The sequence below is a fragment of the Niallia oryzisoli genome, assembly GCF_043641075.1.
GTDB classification, from domain to species: Bacteria; Bacillota; Bacilli; order Bacillales; family Cytobacillaceae; genus Bacillus_BD; species Bacillus_BD oryzisoli_A.
The window spans coordinates 1,745,125-1,771,420 of record NZ_JBHZRC010000001.1; the positions used below are offsets into that span (position 1 = coordinate 1,745,125).

The window sequence follows — 26,296 nt, forward strand, 5'->3', positions numbered from 1 at the left end:
TGTCTCGCTTCTCCCGCAGGACATTAAATTACTTCCTTGAATCCGCCCATGCACGAGAAAATTCGATAGAATTTTCGAGGAGTCTGCGTGCCTTCCACTGCAATCAGCAAGTGCCCAAAATCAAGATTGTACTTTAACACATCTTATTTTTTAACCAATTACTATTTTGATAATTAGAGTAAGCTGCGTTCATATTATCCTTACATTTTATCATAGAGTTTTCCTTGTAAAAAGAAAGTACGTTCTCCTTTTTCACGCGAGGAAGAAACATAATTATCAATCCTTGTCCATATGTTTAATATAAATGAATAAAATTAGAAAAGCGGCAGCGCCTGTTCAGCCTCAGGCATAGCATAAGACACGCCGGCATGAAGGTTGTTCTTTAACCTTCTTGACGGATTGACCGAAATGTGGAGGCGACTCGCCCAGTGACGACCGGCATAAGACGAGCGCTGGCAGAAGGCGTACTTTGCCTTCAGAAGCGATTGGCTTATGTCCCGAGTCACTAGTCGCCACAACTAGCCAAGCTTATGACCTCGAGGGGCTAGGCGCTGGAGCTAGACAATTAAGTAAGGATGGGATCACATGCAGGATCAACCCTTTTTTACTCTATTTTTACAAAGCTACTTTATCGCACTTGGGGTGTTAATCGGAGGATCCCTTATTGGCGGGATGGCTGCTTTTTTAACTGGAAAGCCTCCATTAACGGAAATCTATCGAATCTCAAGCATGATTCGAATCTGGGCGATTGTCACAGCCATTGGGGGTACCTTTGATGCTGTGTATACCTTTGAAAGAGGTTTTCTTGAGGGAGAAACAAAGGACTTATTTAAACAATTTCTCCTAATTCTTTCTGCTTTAGGGGGAGCGCAAACAGGTTCTCTGTTTATAACATGGTTAACACAGGAACATACGACTCTATGAGAATTCCTCCTTACTATCGAAAGCCCACCTGGCAGCAATTCTTTGCCGGCATGGTGATAGGTGGGGTAATCAGCTGGTTTATCTTTTTATTTATTTTTGGAGAGTGGCAGGAAACATACAGTAAAGAAATACAAACACAAAAAGATGAAATAGCTGACTTAAAAAATGAGAAGACCATTTGGCAGGAGGAGTTTAAAAAGATAAACAAAGAAAATAAAGCAAAGCTTACCGTTCAGTCCATTTATATAAAGGTCACCAATAAAGATAAATACCATCTAGACCAGCTAAGTGTCATTGAAATGGAGGATAAGATACGGGAAGATATCCGAATGATGATGGCAAAGGATATTGACACAGTCTACAACAGCCGTGAGCTAATAAAGAAAATCATTGAAAATAAAACCATAAAAGTGAATGACAAGCGCTATAACATAAAAGTCAGCGAGATGATGATTTACACTACTCTATCAATTGAATTGGAGATCATGATCGCTGACTAGAAAATGCCCGGCTTAAGACCGGGCATACTCCTCACATATTGCTTCAACCTCACGGATAACCTGCTCTGCCTGTTCCCATGAGTATATAGACGCACCGGCAGCTTTTGGATGTCCTCCGCCTTTATAGTTACGAGCGATTCCATTAATTACCGGACCCTTCGAACGGAATCTTACGCGAATTTGATCTTCTTCCTCAATAAAGAAAACCCAAGCAATTATTCCTTGTATATTTCCGAGTGTACTTACTAACAGTGATGCTTCAGACGGTGTCGCTTGAAATTGTTCCAAAAGGTCTTTTGGCAGCTTGACGTAAGCAACCCCATTATGACCGGTAGTAAAATTTTGCAGGATATAGCCATTTAGCTTTACAATGCTTTGCTTTAAATTGTACATGCCTTCATACAGTTCAGTTCGAGAAAATTGATAATGAATCAAGTCTCCAGCATAGGCAAAGGTTTTTTCAGTTGTACTTGGATACAAGAAGCGTCCTGTGTCACCGACTATCCCAGAATAGATTAATCTGGCCGCGGCATCTGACATGTGTAAACCTTTATCTTTTCCATAAAGATAAAGTTCATAAATTAATTCACTGGTAGAGCTCGCATCTGTATCAACCCATAATAGGTCACCGTAGGGGTCCTCATTTGGATGATGGTCGATTTTAATCAGCATATCCCCTAATCTATACCTGCTGTCGTCTATTCGCGCTTCATTAGCTGTATCACAAACAATAACAAGGGCGCCATTATATGTATCATCAGGTATATCATCAAGGCGTCTTAAAAATTGAAGCGTTTCTTCCTCTTTTCCAACCGTAAAAATAGACTTTTCAGGAAATGATACCTTTAACACCTCAGCCAGACCACCTTGGGAACCATAAGCATCTGGATCAGGACGAACATGACGATGAATGATAATTGTATCATATTTTTTTATAATCTGAAGTATTTGCTCTTTCATTATTATCTCCTTCTCTTAAAGTAGATACTTTCTTTATTAATAGCATACTTAATCAGGAAGAAAAAGAAATATTATTCACTTTTTTTACATTTTTCAGTTAAAATAGATTACTATAAATATAGCAAGTTATAAATGGAGGAAAGAAGAAAATGCCTATTTTAGTTATGCTTATTATTATTTCACTAGCATTTTATATTTTCTACAAAACAAAATATTTTAGGACAAGAATGTCAGCTGAAAAGAAGTGGATTTCAGCAAAAGGAAGTATTTCATTAGGGTCCTTCATTGCTTTGTTTGGCATCAATCAGCTATTTCTCTTTCAAACCGTTGTCACGTATCTTGTAGCAGCTGTTTTTGTTTTTATGGGTGCAATCAATATTTGGGGCGGTATTAAAGCATACAAATATTTCCTGCCACTGGCAGTCCAGGAGCTGCAGGAAACGAAGAATGTTTGATAATGAAGCGACGGAGCTAATAGCCCCGCCGCTTTTCTTACGATCTTTCTTAATGTCTGTCAATCAATTGACATGTGAGCATTGCTTTTCCGACTAATGACCCTTCATTAAACACTTCAATATCCACTTTCCCGAATTTACGGCCGACTTCAAGTACTTTAGGATAAATTTCAAGCATACTGTCTAATTGTACCGGCTTGAGGAAATAGATGGTCATATTTTCTACAACCAAATCCCCCTTTTTATAGCCTCTTAATACTCGATTAGCTGCTTCGGAAACAATTGTAGTAAAAACACCGTATGAAATGGTTCCATGATGATTCGTCATTTGAGGGGATACTTCAAAGCGATATACATCATCACCTTTTGTTTTCCCCTTCATCATACTAATTTGGTTTGTAATGATATCATCGATGGTTTCTCCGACCTGCGGCTGCCGCTGAATCATCTGTAATGCTTTCAAAACGTCTTGACGGCTGATAATTCCTTCAAGTTTATTCGAATCATTGACAACTGGAAGAACTTCAATACTTTCCCAAACCATCATATGAGCAGAGGAAGCGACACTTGTCTTCTCGCCTACAGTCATCGGATTTTTAGTCATGATTTTTTCAATGATTGTCTCATTGTCATGACCAATGACATCCTTTGATGTAATCATACCTTGTACCTTTAAATTTGAATCTGCAACAGGAAAACGGCTATGCCCGGTTTTCTGATTCAATTCATACCAATCTTGTATCGTATCGGTTGTTTTTAAATAGTAAGTTTTTTGGATAGGCGTTAGAATATCCTCAACCAGAATAATTTCCTTTTTGATTAATTGATCGTCAATCGCACGATTGATCATTGTAGCTGTCGTAAAGGAATCGTAGCTGCTTGAAATAACAGGCATATTTAATTCATCAGCCAGCTTCTTAACATTTTCATTCGTATCAAACCCGCCTGTAATTAATACCGCTGCACCTGCCTTTAGGGCAAGTTCATGAGCGTCCACCCGGTTTCCGACGATTAAAAGACTTCCGGCATCAATATAACGCATCATTGCATCAAGCTGCATGGCACCGATTACAAACTTATTCAATGTTTTGTGAAGTCCTGATCTTCCACCTAACACCTGACCATCCACAATATTAACCACTTCAGCAAAAGTAAGCTTTTCGATATTATCCTTTTTCTTTCTTTCGATACGAATCGTACCGACTCTTTCAATTGTACTTACATAACCTTTATTCTCCGCATCTTTTATGGCTCTGTACGCCGTACCTTCGCTTACTTCTAATGCCTTGGCAATTTGCCTCACCGATATTTTTTCACCAATTGGTAATTCATCAATGTGTTGAAGTATTTGCTCGTGTTTCGTAGCCAAGACTCTCACCCTCTACTTAATTTCAGTTACCCTAGTATATATTCTATTATAAGGGTCTCAGCCAGCTGTTTCAATCGATTGAGCATTTCTGTTTCAATTTATTTATATTTTCTGTTTTATTGGTAAAATCGTGCTTTGATTCTTTTTCTCTGAGACTTGGATAGCTGTTGCCTTTTTTTCTTACTAGGTGTATATAACAGACCAGTTAAATTTCCTGCGATGACCATTAATGCTAACGCAAGCCAGAAAAGTGAAAAAAGCCCTTCTGTACCCCCTGCAGAAATGGATAACCGGGGAACTGCGTAGTATAGAAGCATCCCGCTCGCCAGTAAACAAATTAAATATCGATTTTTATTCAAATCATCCACCCCTTTTCTAATACTATTAATCTATGCGAACAAACAGAAAAGTAGTCATTAGAAACAAAAAAATTAGATACAAAAAAATCGCGCGAAGCTAGTGTTCACACGATTTAAGCACAATTATTTATAAGTCTATTCCTTCACCAGGATTTAATATTTTACCATTGCCATCTTCAAGCAGTTTAATGAATTCCTGCGGATCCTGCCGAATAACAGGGAATGTATTATAATGCATTGGCACAATCGTTTTTGCTCCGAGAAGCTTTGCTGCGTAAGCTGCATCTTCCGGCCCCATCGTATAGTTATCCCCAATTGGTAGAAATGCAACATCAATCGGATGACGTTCTCCAATTAGTTTCATATCAGAAAATAGAGCGGTGTCCCCCGCATGATAAATAGTTTTACCTTCTGACATAAATAAAATTCCTGCAGGCATACCGCAATAGACAATATTGTTATCACCCGTTTGCAGACCCGTTCCATGGAACGCCTGCGTCAGCTTAACCCTGCCAAAATCAAACTGATAGGAACCTCCAATATGCATTCCATGTACACGAAGACCCTGCCAGCTTAAATAGGTAGATAGTTCATCATTTGCAATGACAAGTGAGTCGTTTACTTTGGCTAATTGAACAGTATCCCCTACATGATCGCCATGACCATGAGAAATGATAATAACGTCGGGTTTTACATTTTCAACCTTTAAATCAGTTAATCCATTTCCAGTAATAAAAGGGTCAATTAGTATCGTCTTGCCATTCGTTTCAATTTTGACGACTGAATGTCCATGATAAGTTATTTTCAAAACACTAACTCCTTTTTTATTATTTTGCTCTATTATATTATAATTTGATGTTTAACCCAAAACGAGCAAGCTTAATTGGCCCCTGATACATGGTGGATGCTTCCTCCTGCAGCTGCTCAAGTCGCCCGTAATGCGGCAAATGCGTTAGTACAAGCTGTTTTACATTTGCCTCTTTTGCCAATTTGCCCGCTTGAAGGCTTGTCATATGTCCCGCTTTCGATCCATCCTGATGTCCATAGAAATTACATTCGCACAACAACAAATCTGCATGATTAGAAAATGTGATCAATTCCTCTTTAAAAGCAGTATCCGCTGTATAGACCACAGCCTTCCCTCCTGCTTCGAATCTTATTGCAAAGCATTCAACCGGATGGCTTGTCCGTAAAAACCGCACAACAAATGGACCAATCTCTAGTACATCATCATCCTGATAAGAAACACCCTTTGTAATATTCTTATATGTCAGTTTTGAAAATTCATGCTGATTAAATGGATGTGCATAAATTGGCAGGCAATCCATTGTTTGACCTAAAAACCCCTTAATAAGCCTTGCATGCTGCAACACTCCGATATCTGCATTATGATCAGGATGATAGTGTGAAATCACCGCAGCATTAAGAACTTCCGGCTCAACGATGTTCTGCAGCTTTGATAGTACCCCGCTTCCACAATCAATCAAGACATGAAAACCTTCATGCACCAACAGATAACCTGCACTTGCTTCATTTACTTTCGGGTATCCACCCCATGGGCCTATTACAATGATCTCCATAATACCTCAATCCTCTCTCTGTTATTACTATTTTCTATTATTTGAATTATGTATTTAAATTATTAGATATTTATTAATATTTTCATATTAATAAAGTTGTTTTAAAACAGAGATTGACAAATATCACTCTGTTATATTACAATGAAGACACGAAATTGATTCAGAAAAACGAATTGGAGGGGACATCATGGTAAAGAATATCATTGAATTTTTCAGAAATCTACCAGCTAAAAAATGCGTTGAATGCGGTAAAGAAATGGAGGAGCAGGCAGATTGCTACGGCAACAAATGTGACCATTGCATGGGCCTTCACGATTTATAAACTAGACCATCTACTTTGCTCTCTATAGTTTAATAGACTACTATGTTCTGTAACTGTTATACAATACAAGCCAAAGAAATTTGGCTTTTTTGTTTATCCAAAATAAAGAGAAGCTGCGCGTTAGCAGCTTCTCTTTATTTTGGAACGATGCACATGCTTAGATTGATACTTGTACTTCTTCTCGTGACTTGATTTCTTGAATATACTTCAATACGTTAGAAACAGCTTCTTCCCCTTGTTTTATACAATCGGGAAGTCCTACCCCATTGTAGGAGCTTCCAGCGAGAAAAATACCGGGAAGTTCTTCCTTCAATCCTTTTGTCACTTTGGCGATTCTTTCCTGATGACCGACAGTGTACTGCGGCATAGCATGCGGCCAGCGGGAGACCACAGAAAGCTCAGGATCCTGCGATAGTGAAATGGTTTTAGACAAATCCGACATAACATTCGCAACAATTTGATCATCTGATAGGTCCACTATTGCTTCGCCACCCGACCTTCCCACAAAACAACGGAGCAGCACTTTTCCATCCGGTGTCGTATGCGGCCATTTTTTGTGTAGCCAAGTACAAGAAGTGATGGTATTGTCACTATTTCGTGAAATAAGAAATCCTGTGCCGTCAATATCCTTTTGGACAGCTTCCTTTGGGAATCCCAGGGCAATTGTCGCAACAGATGTAGAAGGAACATCTTTAAAATCCTGAAAAAACTCATATTCTGGAAAAATATGATAAACCGTTTGATGCGGGACAGCCATAATAATACTGTCTGCTACCAGCACTTCCCCGCCATTTAGTTCAATTTCGTAGCTGCTGCGATTTTTTCTGACCCTCTCCACCCTGAAGCCCAGCTTATATGAATCCGGTTCAAGCTTGGCTGCTATGGCTTCAGCAAACGACTGTACACCTGTCTCAAACGCCAAAAAGGCTCCCTTCTTATTTGGTGATTCCTTTGGTCTTGGGGGAGAACCTTTTTTCATTCCCAGTATCAAGCTTCTATACTTTTTCTCAACGTGATAAAAATGAGGAAAAAGCGACATTAGACTCATCTTATCGATATCTCCAGCATATATACCGGAAAGGAGCGGCTCAATTAAATTCTCAACAACCTCATCTCCCAACCTGCGGCGAAAGAAGCCTCCTAACGACTGGTCATTCTCTGCATGTGAACGAGGCAGGATTAAATCGGCTGCGGCCCGTGCCTTTCCAGGAATGGAAAATAACCTGGTTGTCATAAAAGGTCCCACCTCAGTTGGGATGCCCATAACCGCACCGCCAGGAATTGTGTGCAGCTGATCATTCACTAAAATAAATGTGGTTCCCGGAATATTATGGACCAACCGATCCTCCATTCCTACTTCAGCTGCAAGTCGAATCGCTTTTTCCTTTGTTTCTAAAAAAGAATCAGGTCCTCTTTCAATCAAGTATCCATCTTTCTGGTAAGTCTGCATTTGGCCGCCAAGGCGATGCGACGCTTCAATCAGTTTGACAGTATATGGTAAATGGTTTTCCCGCACCTCTTTTTGTAAATAATAAGCAGCAGTTAAACCTGTAATTCCTCCACCAATGATTACAATCTGTTTTTTACAATCTGACATCCTTCATCGCCTTCTTTTTAATAAAATATCATTTGGTACTTGCCACTCGCTTCAGCACAACAGCTGTAAGTGCTTCAATAAACTCCGGCTGTACATTCGGCATTTCCGGACGATAATAAGCAGCACCAAGCTTGTCGCAAACCACTTTACATTCATAGTCATTGTCATATAAGACTTCTAAATGATCTGATACAAACCCTACTGGAGCATAGACAAACGCTTTATAGCCCTTTTCTTCGTATAATTCCCTTGTTAAATCTTGGACATCCGGTCCCAGCCATGGGTCTGGAGTGTTACCCGCACTTTGCCACCCAATTTCATACTCAGTCACGCAAGCATGCTTTGCAATTAAGTCAGCACTTTCTTTGAGTTGTTCAGGGTACGGATCACCCAGCTGCTTAATTTTTTCCGGCAGGCTGTGCGCGGACACAATTAAGACAGAATGGTTTCTTTCTTCATCTGGCATCTGCTGGAAGATTGCCTTCACTTTATCTGCCCAGTATTGAATAAACTTCGGTTCGTCATACCAGCTATCAATACTAACAAATTTAGGCCCGCCTATTTTTTCTGATTCCTGAAGGACTCTCCCGTTATAGGATTGAATGCTGAAGGTTGAAAAATGCGGTGCAAGTACAAGGGTAACAGCTTCCTCTATCCCATCCTCATGCATCTGTCTAACAGCATCCTCGATAAAAGGCTCAATATGCTTAAGTCCCAAATACAATGTAAACTCAATTTCATCTTGACTGTTATTTAAATGTTCCTCAAGCTTTTTTCCCTGTTCCTGCGTTATCCTTGCTAAGGGTGAGAGACCTCCAATAGCTTCATAACGGCGCGTAAGGTCCTCCAGCATTTCCGGAGATGGCTTTCGTCCTCTTCTAATATGTGTATAATAACGCTCTATGTCGGATTCTTTATACGGTGTTCCATAGGCCATAACAAGCAGGCCCATTTTTCTTCTCATCTAGTAATCCATCCCTTCAATGCCCGTTTATTTAGACAATTTTTGTGCAGAGTATTCATGAATAAATGCTGTCAGTTTTTTCAAGGTTTCAGGGTTTACCTGTGGGAAAACACCGTGTCCAAGGTTAAAGATATAGCCTGGCTTCTCCATTCCTTGATCAAGAATAGCTTTTGCCTTTTCTTCAATAACCTCCCATGGAGCCATTAACAACGCCGGATCTAAATTTCCTTGAATCGTTTTGTTTACCCCTAATTGTCTAGCTTCCCGAATTGGTAGACGCCAGTCCAATCCGACTACGTTAAGCGGAAGGTCATTCCATTCAAGAGCTAAATGACTTGCTCCCACCCCAAACATAATAAGAGGCACATTTTCTTCACTTAAAGCAGAGAAAATCCGACTCATGACCGGTTTAATATAATAACGATAATCCTCGACATTTAAGGCCCCGACCCATGAATCAAATATTTGCACAGCCTTAACTCCTGCTTTAATTTGTGATTTCACATATGTAATCGTCACTTCTCCTAATTTATCCATAAGGGCAAACCATGCTTTTGGTTCCGCATACATAAATGCTTTTGTTTTTGTATAATTTTTCGAAGGACCGCCTTCAATCATATAACTAGCAAGAGTAAAAGGCGCACCTGAAAATCCAATTAACGGAACCGATAATTGTTCCCGTGTAAGCATTTTAATTGTGTCGAGAACATAAGGAACATCCGTTTCAGGGTGAATCTCACCTAATTTTTCTACATCTGCTAAAGATGTGATTGGGTTGGAAATGACCGGACCGATACCTGATTTGATTTCGACATCAACCCCAATGGCTGGCAGCGGTGTCATAATATCTTTATAAAGGATTGCAGCATCAACCCCATACTGTTCAACAGGCAGCCTTGTCACATAGGCACATAATTCTGGCTGATGCGTAATTTCAAATAATGAATATTTTTGTTTAATTTCTCTATACTCAGGCTGAGACCGTCCAGCTTGTCTCATATACCAAACGGGTACATAATCTGTTTTTTCTCCCCGTGCTGCTCTTAGAAACGTATCGTTTATCTGTTTCTCCATTATAAAATCCCCTTTCAGTCATTCCTATTTATTAGTGTAATATACAAAATAAACTATTACGAATAACATAAGCACATTTATATGACAATTTCAATCATACCTTTTTCACCTATCGTTGTATAGTTTACCTTATTTATTGTCAAAAAATTGACGTTTTTCATGAAGATAGCAGAATTAGAACTTTCTAATCATTTTTAGATATAATAATACAAAAGTAAACTCTAGAGGTGAATATATTGAAGTTTTATATAACAGGCGGAACTCAGTCCTTTTTAATGAAGCTGATAGAGAAGCATCAGGATGAAGGGCTTGTTTTAATGCAGAATGAGGATCAATTCATTCTGATTCATCAATCAGAGGGAGATTCTTTTTTTAAGACGCCGCGCAAATATGAAGTAATCGCTAGTCATGGGAAATTTCCAGAAACAGGTTTCTCTGCTTTTCATCATATACCTGTTTCAGATGAAGGACGGCCGTTATTTGAATATCATTTCAAAAACCAGGCGAGTTTATTAGAAAAAGAGCATGATTTAATGGCAATCCGCGTCCTGCGCCCTCTATCCTCTGATACGTATCTAATTATTACTATCTGGAAACATGAATTATCGTATAAAAATTGGAAGCCTGCAAAATCGTTTGAAGAAGCCTATACAAAAACCGATGCAGGAATAGAGGCAAAAGCATTGCCCAAGGTCTTTCCTCGTCCATCATTTCTTAAGAGATATACGATTGTTAAAGCTGATGAGATTTATGGTCATGCCGATTAAAGAGAATAAAAAACAAAAAACCTTGAATGGCATATAGTCCATCAAGGTTTTAAAACATTCATAAAAAATGTTTCCTACTATGTTCATTAATATATACTTTATATTTTCTCCAGCCATTTAATTGTCAAAACACTATCAAAAGTCGGTTGGTCATATTCCAAAAGAACTTTCTTTTTTGACTTCACCATTGCGATGGCCTCTGAAATAGCACCATCCCTTTCTATAATAATTTTGTATTTACCGATATCCGGGAGCGAGTAGTTAGGTAAAATACCATTTTTACAGCAATACTTTGTTTTATAATAGTCACCTAGCAAATTTCGAATTTCTTGTAATCGACATTCATGCAAATACTTTCGAATGAGTGTCGAGCTGATTTTCTGCCCTTGCCACTTTAGTTCCTCAACTACTGTAATACCAGTATGCGAGGGAACATGATGCTGAATCGTTTCGGCCTTACCGCTCGCTTTTGATCCATATGTATAGTCAAAACCACAAATAATTTCCTTTGCGCCCAAACCAACAACATATCGCTGCATAAAATCTGCTGCCTCAATCTTCGCTAATTCCCTTGTAAATTCAACAACATAAAATATATCGACACCTAATCGCTCAAGCTTTTCAATTTTTTGCTCAATCGGCTCTAGATAAGCGACTTCAAAGCCTGGAATTAGGACACTTTTCGGGTGTGGAAAAAAGGAAAGGACTGCCAATGAAAGCTGATGTTTCAAAGCTTTCTGTTTTGCGGTCTCGACAACCTTTTGATGTCCTAGATGGATGCCATCAAAGTATCCCAGAGCCATAGCAACATCAAGTGCTTCTGCCTGTAAATCGCATAAATTGGCTTCATTCACATAAATCACTTTCATGTGCATTCCTCCATCTTCTTCTTAGCCGTTGTTACTATCATAAAGTATTCCAAGAAATATTATAATTGTAATTTTTATTGAAATTCCAGATAAAAACAATAAAATCAACGGCTATTTATTCTTAACACGATACAGTTTAACACTATTTAATTAAGCATTGCAGTATAACAATAATGATAATTTTTTTATTGTAAAACTAGTTGTTATCGCATAGAATATTACTATCATAATTTTCAGAAAAGTTATTTAATATATCGAAAAATATGTAGCAGTTGACAAAAACCATAATGGATTGGGAATGAAAAGGATTTAGAAAACCTATTAAGAGGGTGTTATAATGCGTTGGTTAGTATTAGCAATGATTTTTGCACTATCTGTTTTGAATTACGCAGATAAGTCAGTTCTTGGCTTAGCTGCAGGACCGATGATGAGTCAACTGAATTTGAATTATGATCAATTTGGTTTGGTAGGCAGCAGTTTCTTTGCCGCTTATGCGATAGGAAGCATTATACTAGGTACTTTAACGTATCGCTATAATACCAAAAATCTATTAATAATGATTGCAGCAGGCTGGACAGTTTCTTTATTAAGTGCCTATTTTGTTGAGAGCTTCATAGGATTAATCATCATACGTGTTGTTTTAGGTTTCTTCGAAGGTGGTACATATGGATTATGTGTCGCGCATATTGCGAAATGGTTTTCAAATGAAACACGTGGTTCTGCCTACGCAATTATGACATCTGGGACAACCTTCGGTACTTATTTAGCTGCACCGATTCTCGTATTATTAATTAACTCAGTAGGCTGGCAGCATACGTTTGCTGTTTTAGGTATAATAAGTCTAATTTGGGCTGTTATATTTTGTTTCCTCAAAACCCAACCAAAAAAAACGATTGAAGATACAAATGCAACACTCCCCTCTACTAAAGAGGCCCCATTCAAAGATATTATTAATATTATGTTGAACCCCTATGTACTTTCCGTAATGGCCGTAGGATTTGTATCAATGTGGATTAACACTTGGGTCCTAACTTGGGCGCCAACGTATTTAACAAAAATCGTTGGCCTTAACTCGCAAGTCATGAGTATCGTGTTTGCAGGCATGGGAATTGCTGGGACCATTTTTGCCATCATTATGGGGAAATACACTGACGTTTTATTCCGTAAAAATAAATGTCTTATCAAGTCCTACGATAGAGTGTTAATTACTGTATTGATTACAGGTGCTGTTGCATTCGGTGTAACAACAGTCGTTGAAACCCCCATTTTATCAGTTGTTTCCCTCGGGATAGGCCTAATTATGAATACATGTCTGCTGCCGCTTGGTACAACAATTAAAACATTAATCGTACCGAAAAACTTAATCGGCAGTATTTCAGGTATTTCATTATCCTTTACGAGTATGGCAGGGGTTATTGGGCCATACATAACAGGTTATTTAATTACATTAGCAGGAGACCATATTCGCTCTGGTTTTAACTCAGGCGTATTAATCGTTGTAGCGTTATACTTCATCAGTGCTATGATCCTAATATTAACTCGTAAACGCAAAACTGCATTTACGAAAAATGAGAAATCTATTACACCTGTGCTGGTTGAATCAATGAAATAATTGATACAAAAAACATGCTTTTCATAGTAGGTATACTAAAAACAAACCTCTTAAATAAAAAACTCATCAATCCTGGTTACCCATTTTCGATGAGTTTTTTCTTAATCAAATTGTAATTCTCCTGACAAAATTAGTGCCTGGATGACTAATAAAATATAAGCGGATGTTGAAGCATTTTTAACCGTAACCTGCAACAGTTCCTCAATCTGCTTAATTCGGTATTGAATTCCGCCGATCGATAATGCCAGTTCTTCCATCGTTTCTTTTAAGCGCTGCCCGTTTAATAAATAAACATAAAGCGTATGCAGCAGCTCCTTTTTACGCGGGTCATCGAAATGATACAAATCCTTTAATGTTTTCTTGGACATTTCATGCAGTTGCTCCACACTCATATTTGTAGCGATATCCCCTAATATACCTAAATCCTCATAATCGGTAATCAGTTGTTTATTGGGAAACCTGAGTGCAATGCGTGCTTCTTTCAACGTTCGATCAAATTGTTTTAAATCTGTAAAAGCACTGCTGATACCTAATGTATATTTATAATTATTGTTTTGCTTCTCCATTTGCTGAAAGATTTTATTAAGTTTTTTGATGGAGGCTTGTTTATCGATATTTTGTGAGGTTAATAGCGTAATTTCTTCTCCAACCACAGCAAAAATACTCGGCAGCTCCCACTTTTTTATCAGTGCTGAAAGTTGAATTAATTGTTCATGTAGGTCAATCATCTCATTATTCGGCTTTATTCTATCAATATGAATGACAGCGGTGGAGAATGGCGGCTGAAATTTAAATGGCAAAAATTTAAAATAAGATTCAATGTCCTGAATGTTTTGATGATGAATTAATCGTTCTAATATGGTGCTTTTCATACGCCGCTGTTCCTCAAACTGTGCCTCCTCATATAAAATGCATAACGCAATAACAGTCGATATTCTTTCTAAAAATAAATAATCATTATCGTCTATTTCTTGGGGAGGGAAATAAAAAAATGTGCATCTTGCGTAATTTTTATTATTAATTAGTACAGGTGAGACTAATTTTTCATAAGAAGGTCCTGCATAGTAGGATGCAGATTGTTTATCTCCTAAATATTTTAGGTTTGATTGGCTGTTTTTAATGGTTTGTAATTGCTTCTCAGTTAAACCGACTTGGCTTAATTGATTTCCATGGATATCTTCAATTAAAATTGGAATGTTTAACAATTGGTAAGCCGTTCGAATAATCTCATCCATTGAATGTTTATCTGTCACCTTTTTTGTGAGCTGGCTATGGAATTTTGATATTTTTTCAAGCATTTGCTTATGATGCAACAGCGCGTCATAGGTCATTTCTAATTCCGACAAAATATTATCATTTTGATACAAGTTGATTAACTCCTCTTGCTCTGGTAACCAATCTTGTTCAAGACGAATTTCATATTCGCAGCAAGGGTCTCCCTTAGCCACACACTTTGTTTCAATCGCAATAATCGATTCTCCATATTCATAAGATAATGCCCCACTGGCAAATCCACATAATGTGTGGCAAATACATTCTGTTGCATAGCCGTAATTTTTTACATGCAGCTCAGCTTCGAACGACTCTACCCATTTCCCCCTTGCATTAATACATTCAATTGTACCGTCTGAGTGCTTCAAAATTTCCCCCGTGAATGTAACATCCTTTACATGTCCAAGTCTTGAATGCATTTTACCAACTTTCTTCGTCCTCTTACCATTTTTGAGATGATTTTTAGCTGATTCCATGCCAAATTCCTTCCCAAAGCGAAACAAAAACCCCTTTGTTTTATATGATCCGATATTTTTATTTAAATTATTTTTTAATGTGAGAAAAGCATTGGCCGACATTAAAATATTCTTCGTTCCCATTGAATCAATTAAGAGATCACTCACAAGCACATTTTCCCCTTTTTGTTTTAAATATAATTCAGAAAATAATGAATTTCAATAATTTTTAAAGAATATTAAAGGGTTTTCAATAAAAATTACTATTATATTTCAAAAATCAAGTATGTATACTCAAATCATACTCAAATACAAACAACAAACAACGGAGGTAAAACTCATGTCAATTTTCGAAGGTTTTCATAATAGCTGGGTGCTAGCAAATGGAGTTCGTACACATTATTCATGGGCAGGTACAAAAGGACCAGCCGTCATTCTTTTACACGGAGCAGGCCCAGGTGCTTGCGGCGCAGCAGGCTGGCGTTTGATGTTACCGGCTTTGGCAGAAGCAGGCTATCGTGCATTTGCACCGGACCAAATATCCATGGGCTATACTGACACAAGACCACATGCATGGCCTGTAAACGGACACCAAAGCTTAGTGGATCATGTACATGATTTTATTGAAGCATTATGTTTAGATGAAGTGTACTTAGTTGGTAATTCACAAGGTGCTTATATTGCAGCTAAATATGCAATTGACCATCCAGAAAAAGTAAAAAAGGTTGTTTATATTGGCAGTAACACGATTTATCAAGCCATGCAGGAAGTACCGGAAAGAAAATTACGATCATTTTTAGAGGTTATCGGCTACGATTACACGGAGGAAGCACTTCGTAGGTTTATGACTAGAAACTCTAATGGCGCGGAAGTTCCAGAAGAATTAATCCAATTACGCCATCAAGCTGCAAACCGACCAGGTGTACGAGAAGCAAATAAAGCATTCGATGATTATTTAGAAAAAATGAATAATGATCCAAAGTTATGGGACCGATACTGTATTAAAGATTCCCTACCAAAGCTAAAAATTCCTGGAAGATTCATTTGGGGCAAAAATGATGGTGTTGCACCTATTGAAACAGCTTATAAACTGGAAAAATTACTGCCCAACATCGAGTTTACGTACATTAACAACTGCGGACATCAATGTCAAACAGATCAACCTGAACTGGTTAATAAACTCGTCATTGACTTTTTTGGACTTAAAGTTGAAGAAGCTGCAACAGCAAAATAAATTTAATTTGGGAGGAATAATTATATGGAACTTCTTGTTGAAAATAAAATTCTTTATGATGAAATTATTGAAAAAGCAAAAAGAATTGGTCAGGCGGCAGAGCTTGAAGCAGCACAGGCAGATAAAGATGGCACAATTTCAGAAAATGTTGCCAACATCATTCGCGAAGAGGAAATTAATCGTTTAATTCTTCCGAAAGAGTATGGTTACCCACAGCTTGACTGGCAAACATTTGTAGATATGATAAAAACGGTCAGCTATCATAATCTATCCGCTGGATGGCTCTCTTGCTTCTTCTCCATACACAATGCATGGGTATCCTATTTACCAAAGCCATTACGCGATGAAGTTGTGAACCAAGGCGGATTTGTCGCAGATGTTTTCGCACCTGTAGGAAAGGTAGAAAAAACTGAAGGCGGCTATTATGTTTCCGGAACATACAACTTTGTAAGCGGAATCAACTATTCTGACTGGGTTGGCGTCGGGGCTTTTATGAAATTTGATGACTCTGATAAACCTGAACGTGTGGGCATCCTCTTAAAGGTATCAGACTTAGAGGTTGTGAAAAACTGGGATTCTCTCGGTTTACGCGGTTCGGGCAGTAATACATTGATTGTTGACAAGGTTTTTGTGAAGCCTGAAGCGATTCTTCGTTTCAGTAAAATCATTGCATGCAGTCAGCCACCGGAAAAGGACTTCGATCAAGATTATCTATACTATAACACGCCTTTCTATCCTGGCTTCTATGTTGGTTTTGCGGCCATGGCTGTTGGCGGAGCAGAACGTGTCTTAGCTGAGTTTGAAAAACATACAGCAGGCCGTGTTCGCTTCTCAGGTGTTGCAGAAAAAGAATCTCCTACAAGTCAACGTGTACTTGCGGAATTAAACTTAGCAATGGAAGCGGCAAGATTACTTTTAAACCGTTACATTGAGATGATGGAAGAAGATAAAGGCGGTCCTTATGAAGGGGCAAAATATAAAGCGATTCGGGCATCTATTATTGATAAGTGCGTACAAATTGGTGTGAAAAGCTTGTTAACTCTTGGCGGACATGCGCTATTAAAGGGTCACCCGGTTGAGATGTTTACACGCGATTTAATGGCGATTGGGACACATATAACCTCCTTATACGAAGATGGAATTCACGGCTATGGAAGACATTTATTTGGAATCCAAACAAATATTCAAGGCTAATAAACAGCTAGATTTTAATCTACCAGTTCACGGTCTATAAAAATCCTGAGGTGAAGTTGATGGAAAAATTTATATACGCGCCAGAAATTGCAAAATTAGGACATGTTGCATTAGTAACAGAGAACTTAGAAAAATCATTATGGTTCTTTAAGGAAATCATCGGTTTAGAGGAAACACGAGAGGTCAATGGTACACATTATTTACGTGCCTGGGGTGACTTTGAACACCATACACTTTCCATTACAGCAGGTGAAACGTCTTATATCGATCATATTGGCTGGAAAGCAAAACGCCGGGAAGATGTTGCAAATTTTGCCCGTCTATTAGAGGATGCAGGAACAGAGGTACGCTGGATTGCCCCTGGTGAAGAAGCTGGTCAAGGCGAAGCCATTCGTTTTGAATTACCAAGTGGACACCGTTTCGAGATTTATTTTGATATGGAAAAACCACAAGCAGAAGAAGGCCGCAAATCAGTGCTAAAAAACCAGGTCTATAAATCTTGGGCAAAAGGTGTTTCGCCACGCCGCATCGACCATGTCAATCTGCAAACATCGATGGATAATCACCTGATTGTTACCTACTTACAAGAAACATTAGGTTTTAAATTGCGTGAATATTTAGTAAATTCTGATGATAAACAAGTAGTTGGCTGGATGAGTGTGACCAATTTAGTACATGATATGGCGATGATGTCGAAACCTTCAGTTGAACCAAATCAAATGCATCATATCGCTTTCTGGCTGGATAACTCTTCCGACATTTTACGTGCAGCTGACATTTTATGTGAAAATGAAGTTGGCTTTGTTGGACCTGGTAAACATGGTATTTCTCAGGCGATGTATATTTATGTGAAAGATCCGGGCAGCGGCCTGCGCGTTGAAATTTTCACTAATAGCTACCTCATCTTTGAGCCAGATTGGGAACCTATTAAATGGAGCTACGATGAATACCTGAAATATGGCTCTACTTTCTGGGGTGATCGTCGACGCGATGACGTTAACCAACAACCTGTAAAAGCTTAACAAAACGTTCAAACTATCAGCATCCCTTTTGATTGTACGTATCAAAAGGGAATGCTGATAGTTTCGTTATTTATATTAAGCTAAAAATCCCTTCTTAGTAAGAAAATTTATAGATAGATCAGAAGGGGTGATAATCTTGAAAGGTATAGTAAAGTTATTACTGCTTGCTGTCATTGGCGGCTATGTATTTAGCTTGATACATATCCCCATTCCATGGATGCTGGGTCCTATATTTTCCATTATTACTGCTCAATTTTTCTATAAAGGAACATTGTCATGGTCGCCAAGACTGCAGAATATAGGAATTGTCATTGTAGGAATTGCCATTGGTGAACAATTCAACTTATCTCTTTTTAGAAGCGCTGGTATCCTATTACTCTATATGATTCTTTTAAACATTATCCTGATTGCTAGTTCCATTACATTGGCGTTTCTATTAAGTAAATGGTCAAAACTATCGTTAAAGTCGATGATTCTAGGAACCATTCCAGGTGGATTAGGTCAAATTCTTCTATTTGCTGAGGAAGAAAAGGATGTCGATCTAGCAGCGATTACCTATTTCCAAATTGTGCGTCTGCTACTAGTCATTGTGGTCATTCCATTTATTGTATCAGGCCATATAGTAAGCAAGTCAACAGCAAATATCTCTATGTCATATAGTCTAGTCCTATTATTTATACTGTCCTGTGGCTTTGCTTATGTAGCTAAATGCTTTAAAATGCCAATCGCCTATTTTTTAGCACCCATTCTTCTGATCATTGGTTTGCAATTCACACCATTTGACTTAGCACCTGTCCCGCCTCTTGTCATGAATGGTGCACAGCTATTAATTGGTGCTCATATTGGTCTCATGTTAAAGCCGCATATGATCAAGCTGCCTTTCCGCTATTTAGTAGCAGGTATTTTAAGCTCCGTTGGCTTAATCGCAATAACCTACGGTACTAGCTTTATCATTTCCTATACTTTAGACTTTTCGTTCGCAACAAGCTTTTTAAGTACAGCACCAGGTGGACTGGATCAAATGGTATTACTGGCTGATGCGATTCATGCAGATATATCGACAGTTTCCGTCTTCCAACTATTCAGGCTCTTATTTATCTTTTTGTTTGTAATGCCAGCCTTAAAATATTACTATATGTTTACAGCAAAAAAACAAGCGTTAGAATTAGACCAAGACATTATTATGAAAAGTTAATGTGTCCCTAAAAAGTAGCCGTAAAGTTATGGATAATTATTCATTTATTAGTAAATATTTTGCCTAAAAACGCTCTAATAATTTTAATAATTAATAGAGCGTTTTTTATGTTTCTCTTAGGAACTCTTTGACATATTTTGCTTTGGTTTTTGAGCACACCCATTCACCCTGTTTCTCATATTCTAAATCAAAAGGATTGAGGTGAGTGATTATGCTTGGAATGGTTGAGTTAACAGCTCTTCATTGGATATATGTTGTTTTTATTGCTCTTATTATCGGATTTATGATCATGAGAAAAGACACGACGATTGTTTGTATCGTTGGAATTTTCCTCATTGCGATTACTGCCACTGGCGGCATAAGTCATTCCGTCAGCAGTATTTTTAACAGCTTTATTTACGCAATCACAGAATTACTATCAACGATTCTTGTGATTTCCATTATCGTAGCCATGAGTCATACCTTAACGTCTACAGGAATAAACGATGTCATGATTTCTCCTTTTAGAAAACTGATTCGCAATCCTACACTAGCCTATTGGACAATTGGTATCCTCATGATGATTATCTCTTGGTTTTTCTGGCCGTCACCAGCTGTTGCCTTACTCGGTGCCGTACTTCTTCCGGTAGCGCTAAGAGCAGGCCTTCCAGCATTGGGTGTAGCTATGGCCATGAACTTATTTGGCCACGGAATTGCCCTTTCAGGTGATTTTGTCATTCAGGCAGCACCTAAGCTGACAGGAGATGCTGCGGGTCTCCCTGTTCAAGAGGTGATATCAGCCAGCATTCCCCTTGTGATTGTAATGGGAGTAGTTACAACGCTATGCGCCTTTTATTTTCTCAAGAGGGATATCAAACTCGGTAAGCTCACCGCCACTTCTAATGTTACAGATGATCAACCAGTAACCTCCCAACCAACTCTCCTTTCCACTAATCAAAAACGTTTCTTCGCTTTGCTAATCCCTATTTTTTTCGCCATTGATGTTGCTGCCATGTCCATTCTTGATTTAACAGGCGGTGATGCGACAGCCTTAATCGGAGGAACGTCAGTATTAATATTAATTATGATATCTCTCACAAGTTATAAAGCGAAAGGACTTGAACAAACAACCGATTTTTTAATCAAAGGGTTTCAATTTGGATTTAAAGTCTTCGGTCCTGTTATTCCGATTGCTGCGTTCTTCTATTTAGGGGATTCTGGTTTCAGTACCATTATTGGTGACTATCTACCAGAAACGTCCCATGGGATTGTTAATGACCTTGGTGTTGCCCTTGCTTCTGTTGTCCCTATAAGCAAAGAGATTGCCGCTATTACATTAACGGCTGTTGGTGCGATTACAGGCCTTGATGGATCCGGATTTTCCGGAATTTCATTAGCAGGCTCCATTGCCAGTCTATTCGCGACCGCTATTGGCTCGGGAGCAGCTACGTTAACAGCACTTGGTCAAATTGCGGCCATTTGGGTAGGCGGCGGTACACTTGTCCCTTGGGCACTTATTCCCGCAGCGGCCATTTGTAATGTTGATCCATTTGAGCTTGCCCGCAGAAACCTCCTGCCAGTTACCATCGGTTTAGTTGTGACAACGATTGTGGCGATGTTTTTAATATAATCATTGGATAAGTACTTTTTATAAAAAAATATTACCTTTTTCAATAACTAAAGGAGAACCGTTAAAAGTTCTCCTTTTTTCATGTTACGCGATTTAAATCTATCAACTTGTCAAACTCTTTTCCCATTGGTTTAAGATACTCTGAAAAATACCCCTTTTCAAATAAAGCTCAATCTCCATACGAGTATCCAATCGCAGTATTGCATGGAATGAGTTCTTTGAGCCATTTGGTTTCTTGGCCTCCACCCTCACCGGTTGGTTCGGACTGAGCGGCTCATTCAATCCGAGAATGGAATAAGTCTCTAGACCAGTCAGATTTAACGTTTCCGCGTTTTCCCCTGGCAAAAATTGAAGGGGCACAATCCCCATCATGGCTAGGTTACTGCGGTGAATTCGTTCAAAGCTTTCAGCAATGACCGCCTTGACGCCGAGAAGGTAGGTGCCCTTAGCGGCCCAATCCCTTGCACTCCCCATTCCGTAGTCTTTGCCTGCTAAGATGATCAGCGGTGTATTTTCCTGTTGATAGTTCATGGATGCAGAATATAGATCGAGTTCTTCCCCACTCGGTATATGAAGGGTAAAACCACCTGGTCTATCTACTAGCTTATTCTTTAGCCTTGGATGGGCAAAAGTCCCCCTGACAAGTACTTCATAATTTCCTCGGCGAGAACCGTAAGAATTGAAGTTGACGGGTTCGACATCCTGCTCAATAAGGTATTGTCCAGCGGTACTCTCATACGGGATGTGGCCGACTGGAGAAATATGGTCTGTAGTAATTGAATCACCTACCATTAACAAAACTCTAGCTTGCTGAATATCTACTGGCTGATGTGCATTAACTTCCGCTTTGAAAAAAGGGGACGCTTTAAAGTACGTGGACTGATCATTCCATTTGAAAATTGGATGATTAACATATGCTAGATCTTTCCATCTCTCGTCACCTTCAAATACATTTTCATAAGCTTGTCGATATACATCCGATGAAATCGTGGAATCTACTAAGCTGGTGATTTCCTCTGAACTCGGCCAAATATCATTCAAATAAATCTCTTCTCCTAATTTAGATAGGCCCAGTGGTTCTCTCTCTAAATCAATATCCATCGTACCCGCAATAGCGTAGGCAATAACTAAAGGAGGCGACACCAAATAGTTGGCTTTGACTAAGGCATGAATGCGTCCTTCAAAATTTCGATTTCCGCTTAATACGGCAGCAACCGTCAAATCATGCTCCCGAATCTTATTTTCGACTTCTTCGTCCAGTTTGCCGCTGTTACCTACGCATACTGCACATCCGTAACCGGCATGATAGAAGCCCAGCTTTTCCAAATAAGGAAGTAATCCTGCTTTTTGTAAATATGCTGTAACAGCCTTTGATCCAGGTGCCAAAGAAGTCTGAATCGTTCTAGGTACGGATAAACCATATTCCACGGCCTTCTTTGCTAACAGTCCTGCACCTATCATATTGAAAGGGTTGGATGTATTGGTACAGCTAGTGATGGCTGCAATCACAATGGAGCCATCCGTAAGTCCTGTACTCTTGGTTTCTATTTTTTTAGATCTACCAGCTGTAAGGGGCTTTGGAAATGAATGTCTTACCTCGGATATCGGCATTCTATCCTGCGGTCGCTTTGGACCCGAAACACTTGCCTCCACCGTCTCTAAATCAAATTTAATTATTGCAGAATAGGCTTTATTCTTCCTGTTTGTATCTGGTACATGGAATAGGCCCTGCACTTTACAATATCGCTCCACAAGCTCAACTTCTTCATCCTGTTTACCCGTCATCCGCAAAAATTTTAACGTCTCCTCATCAACAGGAAAGTAGCCGCAGGTTGCCCCATACTCCGGCGCCATATTGGAGATGGTCGCCCGATCGGGGAGGGAAAGCTTCTTTAGACCGGGACCAAAGAATTCAACGTATTTGCCCACGACATTATGCTTTCTTAGAAGCTGAGTTATCGTTAAAGCGACATCCGTCGCCGTTACCCCCTCTCTCAGCTGCCCTGTCATTTCAACACCCACCACTTCAGGCACTGAGATACTAACAGGAATTCCGAGCATCGCCGCTTCCGCTTCAATACCTCCAACCCCCCAGCCCAGCACGCCTAATGCATTCACCATTGTAGTATGGGAGTCTGTACCGATGACTATTTCGGGATGTGCCACTTCCAACTGATCTTGATGCTTTACTTGTATAACCTTTGTCAAGCATTCCAGATTGACTTGATGGATGATACCATTGGCCGGCGGAACGACGCGGAGACCTTTAAATGATTGCTGCGCCCATTTTAAAAATTCATACCTTTCTTGATTACGTTCATATTCCATGTGAAGATTTTTTGAAAAAGATGATGCTGATCCAAAATCGTCTACTTGCACCGAATGATCGATGACTAAATCAACGGGAATGACAGGATTTACTTGATAGGGATTAATTCCTTCCTCCACCAACCGCTGACGAAGCGACGCCAGGTCTACTAATGATGGAACCCCCGATGCATCCTGCATAATGACTCGTGTAGGCAAAAATGGAATTTCAACCTTTTTATTAGAGATTATCCTTGAAGCCAAATTGGTTAAATCCTCTTCTGTTAGCCCGAGCCTGCTTTGATTTCGCATAAGTGATTCAAGTAAAATTCTCTTTGTATATGGCAAGTCATCCACCATCAACCTCCCATTCCCCTCCAACATTTGCAGACTGTGGACGGTAACAGGTCCTTTGGCAGTACTTAACGTTTGCTGATACACTGGTAATCCTCCATTTCTCCCTAACTATAGCTTAACCTTCTGCTGTGTCTTTGGACGTGTAGATAAGTCCGAGCATTTGCCTGCTTTTAGTATAAAGCTGTCTACATATTGTGGAAGACTCTGCTGGATATCCTTAGCTGTCTCTAACACTCTATCTAAGGCAACACCAGTATGGATGCCCATTTCCTCAAATCCGTGAATCAAATCCTCAGAAGCGATATTGCCGCTTGCACCCGGTGCATACGGGCAGCCACCCAATCCGCCGGAGGAGCTGTCAAAATGAACAATGCCTTCCTCCCACCCTGCCACGGCATTAGCAAATGCCATGCCTCTTGTATTATGAAGATGAAGAGAAAAAGTGAAGTCTGGAAATCTCCGTCTTAATTCACGAACATTGTTTTTAATTCGGATCGGATTTGCCATCCCCGTCGTATCTGCAAGTGACACTTCGTTGATTCCTAACGAACGATACTTTTCACATATCATGGCAAGACGTTCAACAGGAATTTCACCTTCAAAAGGGCAGCCAAACGCAACAGAAATTGAACCTGACACCTTCATACCGTTTTTTTCCGCAAGTTCAACTAACGGTACAAACCTCTCAAATGCTTCTTCCGTCTTGCAGTTTGCATTGCTTATACTATGTGAATCGGAAGCGGACAACATCAGCTTCACCTTGTCTACGCCAGCTGCAATGGCTCTCTCCAAACCACGTGTATTTGGAACCAGCGCTCTCAGCTTTACATCCTTCGAGCGTTTGATTTTTTTCAATACCTCATCCGCATCCTTTAATTGCGGGATCGCTCTCGGATGCACAAAGGAGGTAACCTCAATCTGTTTATAACCGCAATCAATTAATTGATTGATAATTCTGACTTTTTCTTCCGTTGGAATCCATTCGCTGACGCTTTGAAAACCGTCCCTTGGACAAACCTCAGTAATGATAACTTCTTTATTACTAGCCAAATTCGAACACTCCTCTATATCACTTTTTTCTCTTTTAAACTTGCAATGGTTCCTTCGTCCAGCTCTAAGAGTTTTATAAGAATCTCATCATTATGCTCGCCTAGATCCGGTGCAATTTGCCTGATAGAACCCGGTGTTTCAGAGAATTTTGGAACAACACCCGGGATTTTAACCTTACCCAGACGTGGATGGTCAACCTCCACAATATTTTCTCTCGCCTTGTACTGCGGATCTTCAAAAATATCCTTGATGCTGTAGATTGGGCTCATAGGAACGCCACATTCGTCTAGGAGATGCTGGAGTTCATCCTTCGTTTTCGTTTTCACCCAATCAGAGACAATCCCATTTACTTCATCAAATCGTGTCAAACGGACTGAATTGGTATGATATCGTTCATCTGTCAGCATATCCTCGCGGTTCATCGCTTTTGCCAAACGCTCAAAGGTCTTGTCAGAGCTTGTAACCAAAATAATCCAATGTCCGTCCTTTGTTAGGAAATTCCCGGCCGGTGCTGAGTGACCGCTCAATCCTGGTGATCTATCCTTGATGTTGCCAGTCTGGTCGTAGTCTGATATCAAAAATTCCATCATTCTGAACATTGATTCATATAAGCTGACATCTACGTATTGACCTGATCCTTCATCATGACAATCCCTATGGTACAGGGCTGTAACGGCTGCAAAAGCAACGTAAATTCCTGTTACATAATCGGTTAAGGAAAAAGATGGACTAATTGGCGGGCGATCAGGATAGCCGTGTAAATACGTAAACCCGCTGAAAGCTGTTGCCGGTGTACCGAAACCTGCTTTATGCGAATAAGGTCCAGTCTGTCCATAGCCCGTTACCCTAATCATAACTAAATCAGGATTGTACTCCTTTAGGTCCTCATAGCCGATTCCCCATTTTTCCAATGTACCGGTTCGGAAGTTTTCAATCACCATATCTGATTTGCTAACCAGCTTCCTTAGTATTTCCTTCCCCTCTTCCTGACGCAAATCCAACGTAATGGATTTCTTGTTCCTTGACATGCCCGGCCATCTTAATCCTTCCCCATTATAATAGGGGCCTAGATTCCGCAATGGATCTCCGACCTCTGGCATCTCAATTTTTATCACTTCTGCCCCAAAATCTCCAAGAAGTGCGGCACCATAGGGGGCAGCAATAACCGTTGATAGATCAAGAATGCGGATACCCTCTAAGGGACCTCTCGTTTTAATAGATTTCATGTATGATCACGCCCTTGAATTTA

General features: G+C 39.5%; 24 protein-coding genes. 11 read left to right on the plus strand and 13 right to left on the minus strand.

Annotation, left to right across the window (positions count from 1 at the left end; translation table 11 throughout):
- Positions 1-585 precede the first annotated feature (585 nt).
- Positions 586-924, plus strand: a complete 339-nt coding sequence (gene ytrH / locus ACHUFV_RS08840) for a sporulation membrane protein YtrH (RefSeq protein WP_394233205.1) — start codon at positions 586-588, stop codon at positions 922-924.
- Positions 921-1,424: a sporulation membrane protein YtrI gene (ytrI, locus tag ACHUFV_RS08845; RefSeq protein WP_394233448.1), complete on the plus strand. Its 504-nt coding sequence runs from the start codon at positions 921-923 to the stop codon at positions 1,422-1,424. Before ytrH ends, ytrI begins: the two co-directional genes overlap by 4 nt.
- Positions 1,425-1,436: 12 nt before the next feature.
- Here ytrI and ACHUFV_RS08850 read toward each other — a convergent pair whose 3' ends face one another.
- A complete protein-coding gene (locus tag ACHUFV_RS08850) occupies positions 1,437-2,384 on the minus strand; it encodes a DHH family phosphoesterase (protein ID WP_394233206.1) in 948 nt (315 codons plus the stop codon).
- Between the two features lie 149 nt (positions 2,385-2,533).
- On the opposite strand from ACHUFV_RS08850, the gene ACHUFV_RS08855 reads away from it, so the two are divergent.
- Positions 2,534-2,839, plus strand: a complete 306-nt coding sequence (locus ACHUFV_RS08855) for a YtpI family protein (RefSeq protein WP_394233207.1) — start codon at positions 2,534-2,536, stop codon at positions 2,837-2,839.
- A gap of 49 nt (positions 2,840-2,888) precedes the next feature.
- Here the strand turns inward: ACHUFV_RS08855 and ACHUFV_RS08860 are convergent, their stop codons facing one another.
- The 4 genes from ACHUFV_RS08860 to ACHUFV_RS08875 form a co-directional block, all read right to left on the minus strand.
- Positions 2,889-4,208 (minus strand): DRTGG domain-containing protein, encoded by a 1,320-nt coding sequence (locus ACHUFV_RS08860; RefSeq protein ID WP_394233208.1) that lies wholly within the window; start codon positions 4,206-4,208, stop codon positions 2,889-2,891.
- Between the two features lie 116 nt (positions 4,209-4,324).
- Positions 4,325-4,576, minus strand: coding sequence for a hypothetical protein (locus tag ACHUFV_RS08865; RefSeq protein WP_394233209.1), 252 nt, complete (start codon positions 4,574-4,576; stop codon positions 4,325-4,327).
- Positions 4,577-4,694: 118 nt separating this feature from the next.
- Positions 4,695-5,375 (minus strand): metal-dependent hydrolase, encoded by a 681-nt coding sequence (locus ACHUFV_RS08870; RefSeq protein ID WP_394233210.1) that lies wholly within the window; start codon positions 5,373-5,375, stop codon positions 4,695-4,697.
- Positions 5,376-5,412: 37 nt separating this feature from the next.
- A complete protein-coding gene (locus ACHUFV_RS08875; RefSeq protein WP_394233211.1) occupies positions 5,413-6,147 on the minus strand; it encodes an MBL fold metallo-hydrolase in 735 nt (244 codons plus the stop codon).
- Between the two features lie 187 nt (positions 6,148-6,334).
- Here ACHUFV_RS08875 and yhfH point away from each other — a divergent pair, with 187 nt between their 5' ends.
- The gene (gene yhfH, locus ACHUFV_RS08880; protein WP_394233212.1) at positions 6,335-6,469 is read left to right on the plus strand and encodes a protein YhfH; all 135 of its coding nucleotides are present in this window, start codon (positions 6,335-6,337) and stop codon (positions 6,467-6,469) included.
- Between the two features lie 157 nt (positions 6,470-6,626).
- Here yhfH and hemY read toward each other — a convergent pair whose 3' ends face one another.
- From hemY to hemE, 3 genes are read right to left on the minus strand one after another with little or no spacing between them, the layout of a single operon-like run.
- Positions 6,627-8,066 (minus strand): protoporphyrinogen oxidase, encoded by a 1,440-nt coding sequence (hemY, locus tag ACHUFV_RS08885; protein WP_394233213.1) that lies wholly within the window; start codon positions 8,064-8,066, stop codon positions 6,627-6,629.
- A 28-nt stretch (positions 8,067-8,094) separates the two neighbouring features.
- Positions 8,095-9,030, minus strand: a complete 936-nt coding sequence (hemH, locus tag ACHUFV_RS08890) for a ferrochelatase (RefSeq protein ID WP_394233214.1) — start codon at positions 9,028-9,030, stop codon at positions 8,095-8,097.
- 27 nt (positions 9,031-9,057) lie between these two features.
- Positions 9,058-10,104, minus strand: coding sequence for a uroporphyrinogen decarboxylase (gene hemE, locus ACHUFV_RS08895; protein WP_394233215.1), 1,047 nt, complete (start codon positions 10,102-10,104; stop codon positions 9,058-9,060).
- Positions 10,105-10,340: 236 nt separating this feature from the next.
- On the opposite strand from hemE, the gene ACHUFV_RS08900 reads away from it, so the two are divergent.
- Positions 10,341-10,871 carry an antibiotic biosynthesis monooxygenase family protein gene (locus ACHUFV_RS08900; RefSeq protein ID WP_394233216.1) on the plus strand — a complete coding sequence of 177 codons (531 nt, stop codon included), beginning with the start codon at positions 10,341-10,343 and terminating at the stop codon, positions 10,869-10,871.
- Between the two features lie 98 nt (positions 10,872-10,969).
- Here the strand turns inward: ACHUFV_RS08900 and ACHUFV_RS08905 are convergent, their stop codons facing one another.
- Positions 10,970-11,740, minus strand: coding sequence for an adenylyltransferase/cytidyltransferase family protein (locus ACHUFV_RS08905; RefSeq protein WP_394233217.1), 771 nt, complete (start codon positions 11,738-11,740; stop codon positions 10,970-10,972).
- A gap of 337 nt (positions 11,741-12,077) precedes the next feature.
- On the opposite strand from ACHUFV_RS08905, the gene ACHUFV_RS08910 reads away from it, so the two are divergent.
- The gene (locus tag ACHUFV_RS08910; protein WP_394233218.1) at positions 12,078-13,352 is read left to right on the plus strand and encodes an MFS transporter; all 1,275 of its coding nucleotides are present in this window, start codon (positions 12,078-12,080) and stop codon (positions 13,350-13,352) included.
- Positions 13,353-13,453: 101 nt separating this feature from the next.
- On the opposite strand, the gene ACHUFV_RS08915 is transcribed toward ACHUFV_RS08910, so the two are convergent.
- Positions 13,454-15,247, minus strand: a complete 1,794-nt coding sequence (locus tag ACHUFV_RS08915) for a V4R domain-containing protein (protein WP_394233219.1) — start codon at positions 15,245-15,247, stop codon at positions 13,454-13,456.
- Positions 15,248-15,419: 172 nt separating this feature from the next.
- Between ACHUFV_RS08915 and ACHUFV_RS08920 the strand changes: the two genes are divergently transcribed.
- From ACHUFV_RS08920 to ACHUFV_RS08940, 5 genes are all read left to right on the plus strand, one after another.
- The gene (locus ACHUFV_RS08920) at positions 15,420-16,313 is read left to right on the plus strand and encodes an alpha/beta fold hydrolase (RefSeq protein ID WP_394233220.1); all 894 of its coding nucleotides are present in this window, start codon (positions 15,420-15,422) and stop codon (positions 16,311-16,313) included.
- A gap of 24 nt (positions 16,314-16,337) precedes the next feature.
- Positions 16,338-17,507: an acyl-CoA dehydrogenase family protein gene (locus ACHUFV_RS08925; RefSeq protein WP_394233221.1), complete on the plus strand. Its 1,170-nt coding sequence runs from the start codon at positions 16,338-16,340 to the stop codon at positions 17,505-17,507.
- Positions 17,508-17,566: 59 nt separating this feature from the next.
- Complete coding sequence (locus ACHUFV_RS08930; RefSeq protein ID WP_394233222.1) at positions 17,567-18,529, plus strand: VOC family protein; 963 nt, start codon at positions 17,567-17,569, stop codon at positions 18,527-18,529.
- 136 nt (positions 18,530-18,665) lie between these two features.
- Positions 18,666-19,724 carry an AbrB family transcriptional regulator gene (locus ACHUFV_RS08935; protein ID WP_394233223.1) on the plus strand — a complete coding sequence of 353 codons (1,059 nt, stop codon included), beginning with the start codon at positions 18,666-18,668 and terminating at the stop codon, positions 19,722-19,724.
- Between the two features lie 211 nt (positions 19,725-19,935).
- Positions 19,936-21,333 (plus strand): hypothetical protein, encoded by a 1,398-nt coding sequence (locus tag ACHUFV_RS08940; protein WP_394233224.1) that lies wholly within the window; start codon positions 19,936-19,938, stop codon positions 21,331-21,333.
- A gap of 102 nt (positions 21,334-21,435) precedes the next feature.
- Here ACHUFV_RS08940 and acnA read toward each other — a convergent pair whose 3' ends face one another.
- Genes acnA through ACHUFV_RS08955 form a run of 3 tightly spaced genes read right to left on the minus strand, consistent with a single transcriptional unit; the run spans position 21,436 to position 26,273 of the window.
- Positions 21,436-24,081: an aconitate hydratase AcnA gene (gene acnA / locus ACHUFV_RS08945; RefSeq protein ID WP_394233225.1), complete on the minus strand. Its 2,646-nt coding sequence runs from the start codon at positions 24,079-24,081 to the stop codon at positions 21,436-21,438.
- Between the two features lie 24 nt (positions 24,082-24,105).
- Positions 24,106-25,047, minus strand: coding sequence for a hydroxymethylglutaryl-CoA lyase (locus ACHUFV_RS08950; RefSeq protein WP_394233226.1), 942 nt, complete (start codon positions 25,045-25,047; stop codon positions 24,106-24,108).
- A gap of 14 nt (positions 25,048-25,061) precedes the next feature.
- A complete protein-coding gene (locus tag ACHUFV_RS08955; protein WP_394233227.1) occupies positions 25,062-26,273 on the minus strand; it encodes a CaiB/BaiF CoA transferase family protein in 1,212 nt (403 codons plus the stop codon).
- Positions 26,274-26,296 lie beyond the last annotated feature (23 nt).

Coding starts and splice junctions, on each gene's coding strand:
- ytrH (WP_394233205.1), top strand. CDS start 586: ATGCAGGATCAACCCTTTTTTACTCTATTTTTACAAAGCTACTTTATC.
- ytrI (WP_394233448.1), top strand. CDS start 921: ATGAGAATTCCTCCTTACTATCGAAAGCCCACCTGGCAGCAATTCTTT.
- ACHUFV_RS08850 (WP_394233206.1), bottom strand. CDS start 2,384: ATGAAAGAGCAAATACTTCAGATTATAAAAAAATATGATACAATTATC.
- ACHUFV_RS08855 (WP_394233207.1), top strand. CDS start 2,534: ATGCCTATTTTAGTTATGCTTATTATTATTTCACTAGCATTTTATATT.
- ACHUFV_RS08875 (WP_394233211.1), bottom strand. CDS start 6,147: ATGGAGATCATTGTAATAGGCCCATGGGGTGGATACCCGAAAGTAAAT.
- yhfH (WP_394233212.1), top strand. CDS start 6,335: ATGGTAAAGAATATCATTGAATTTTTCAGAAATCTACCAGCTAAAAAA.
- hemY (WP_394233213.1), bottom strand. CDS start 8,066: ATGTCAGATTGTAAAAAACAGATTGTAATCATTGGTGGAGGAATTACA.
- hemH (WP_394233214.1), bottom strand. CDS start 9,030: ATGAGAAGAAAAATGGGCCTGCTTGTTATGGCCTATGGAACACCGTAT.
- hemE (WP_394233215.1), bottom strand. CDS start 10,104: ATGGAGAAACAGATAAACGATACGTTTCTAAGAGCAGCACGGGGAGAA.
- ACHUFV_RS08905 (WP_394233217.1), bottom strand. CDS start 11,740: ATGAAAGTGATTTATGTGAATGAAGCCAATTTATGCGATTTACAGGCA.
- ACHUFV_RS08910 (WP_394233218.1), top strand. CDS start 12,078: ATGCGTTGGTTAGTATTAGCAATGATTTTTGCACTATCTGTTTTGAAT.
- ACHUFV_RS08920 (WP_394233220.1), top strand. CDS start 15,420: ATGTCAATTTTCGAAGGTTTTCATAATAGCTGGGTGCTAGCAAATGGA.
- ACHUFV_RS08925 (WP_394233221.1), top strand. CDS start 16,338: ATGGAACTTCTTGTTGAAAATAAAATTCTTTATGATGAAATTATTGAA.
- ACHUFV_RS08930 (WP_394233222.1), top strand. CDS start 17,567: ATGGAAAAATTTATATACGCGCCAGAAATTGCAAAATTAGGACATGTT.
- ACHUFV_RS08940 (WP_394233224.1), top strand. CDS start 19,936: ATGCTTGGAATGGTTGAGTTAACAGCTCTTCATTGGATATATGTTGTT.
- ACHUFV_RS08955 (WP_394233227.1), bottom strand. CDS start 26,273: ATGAAATCTATTAAAACGAGAGGTCCCTTAGAGGGTATCCGCATTCTT.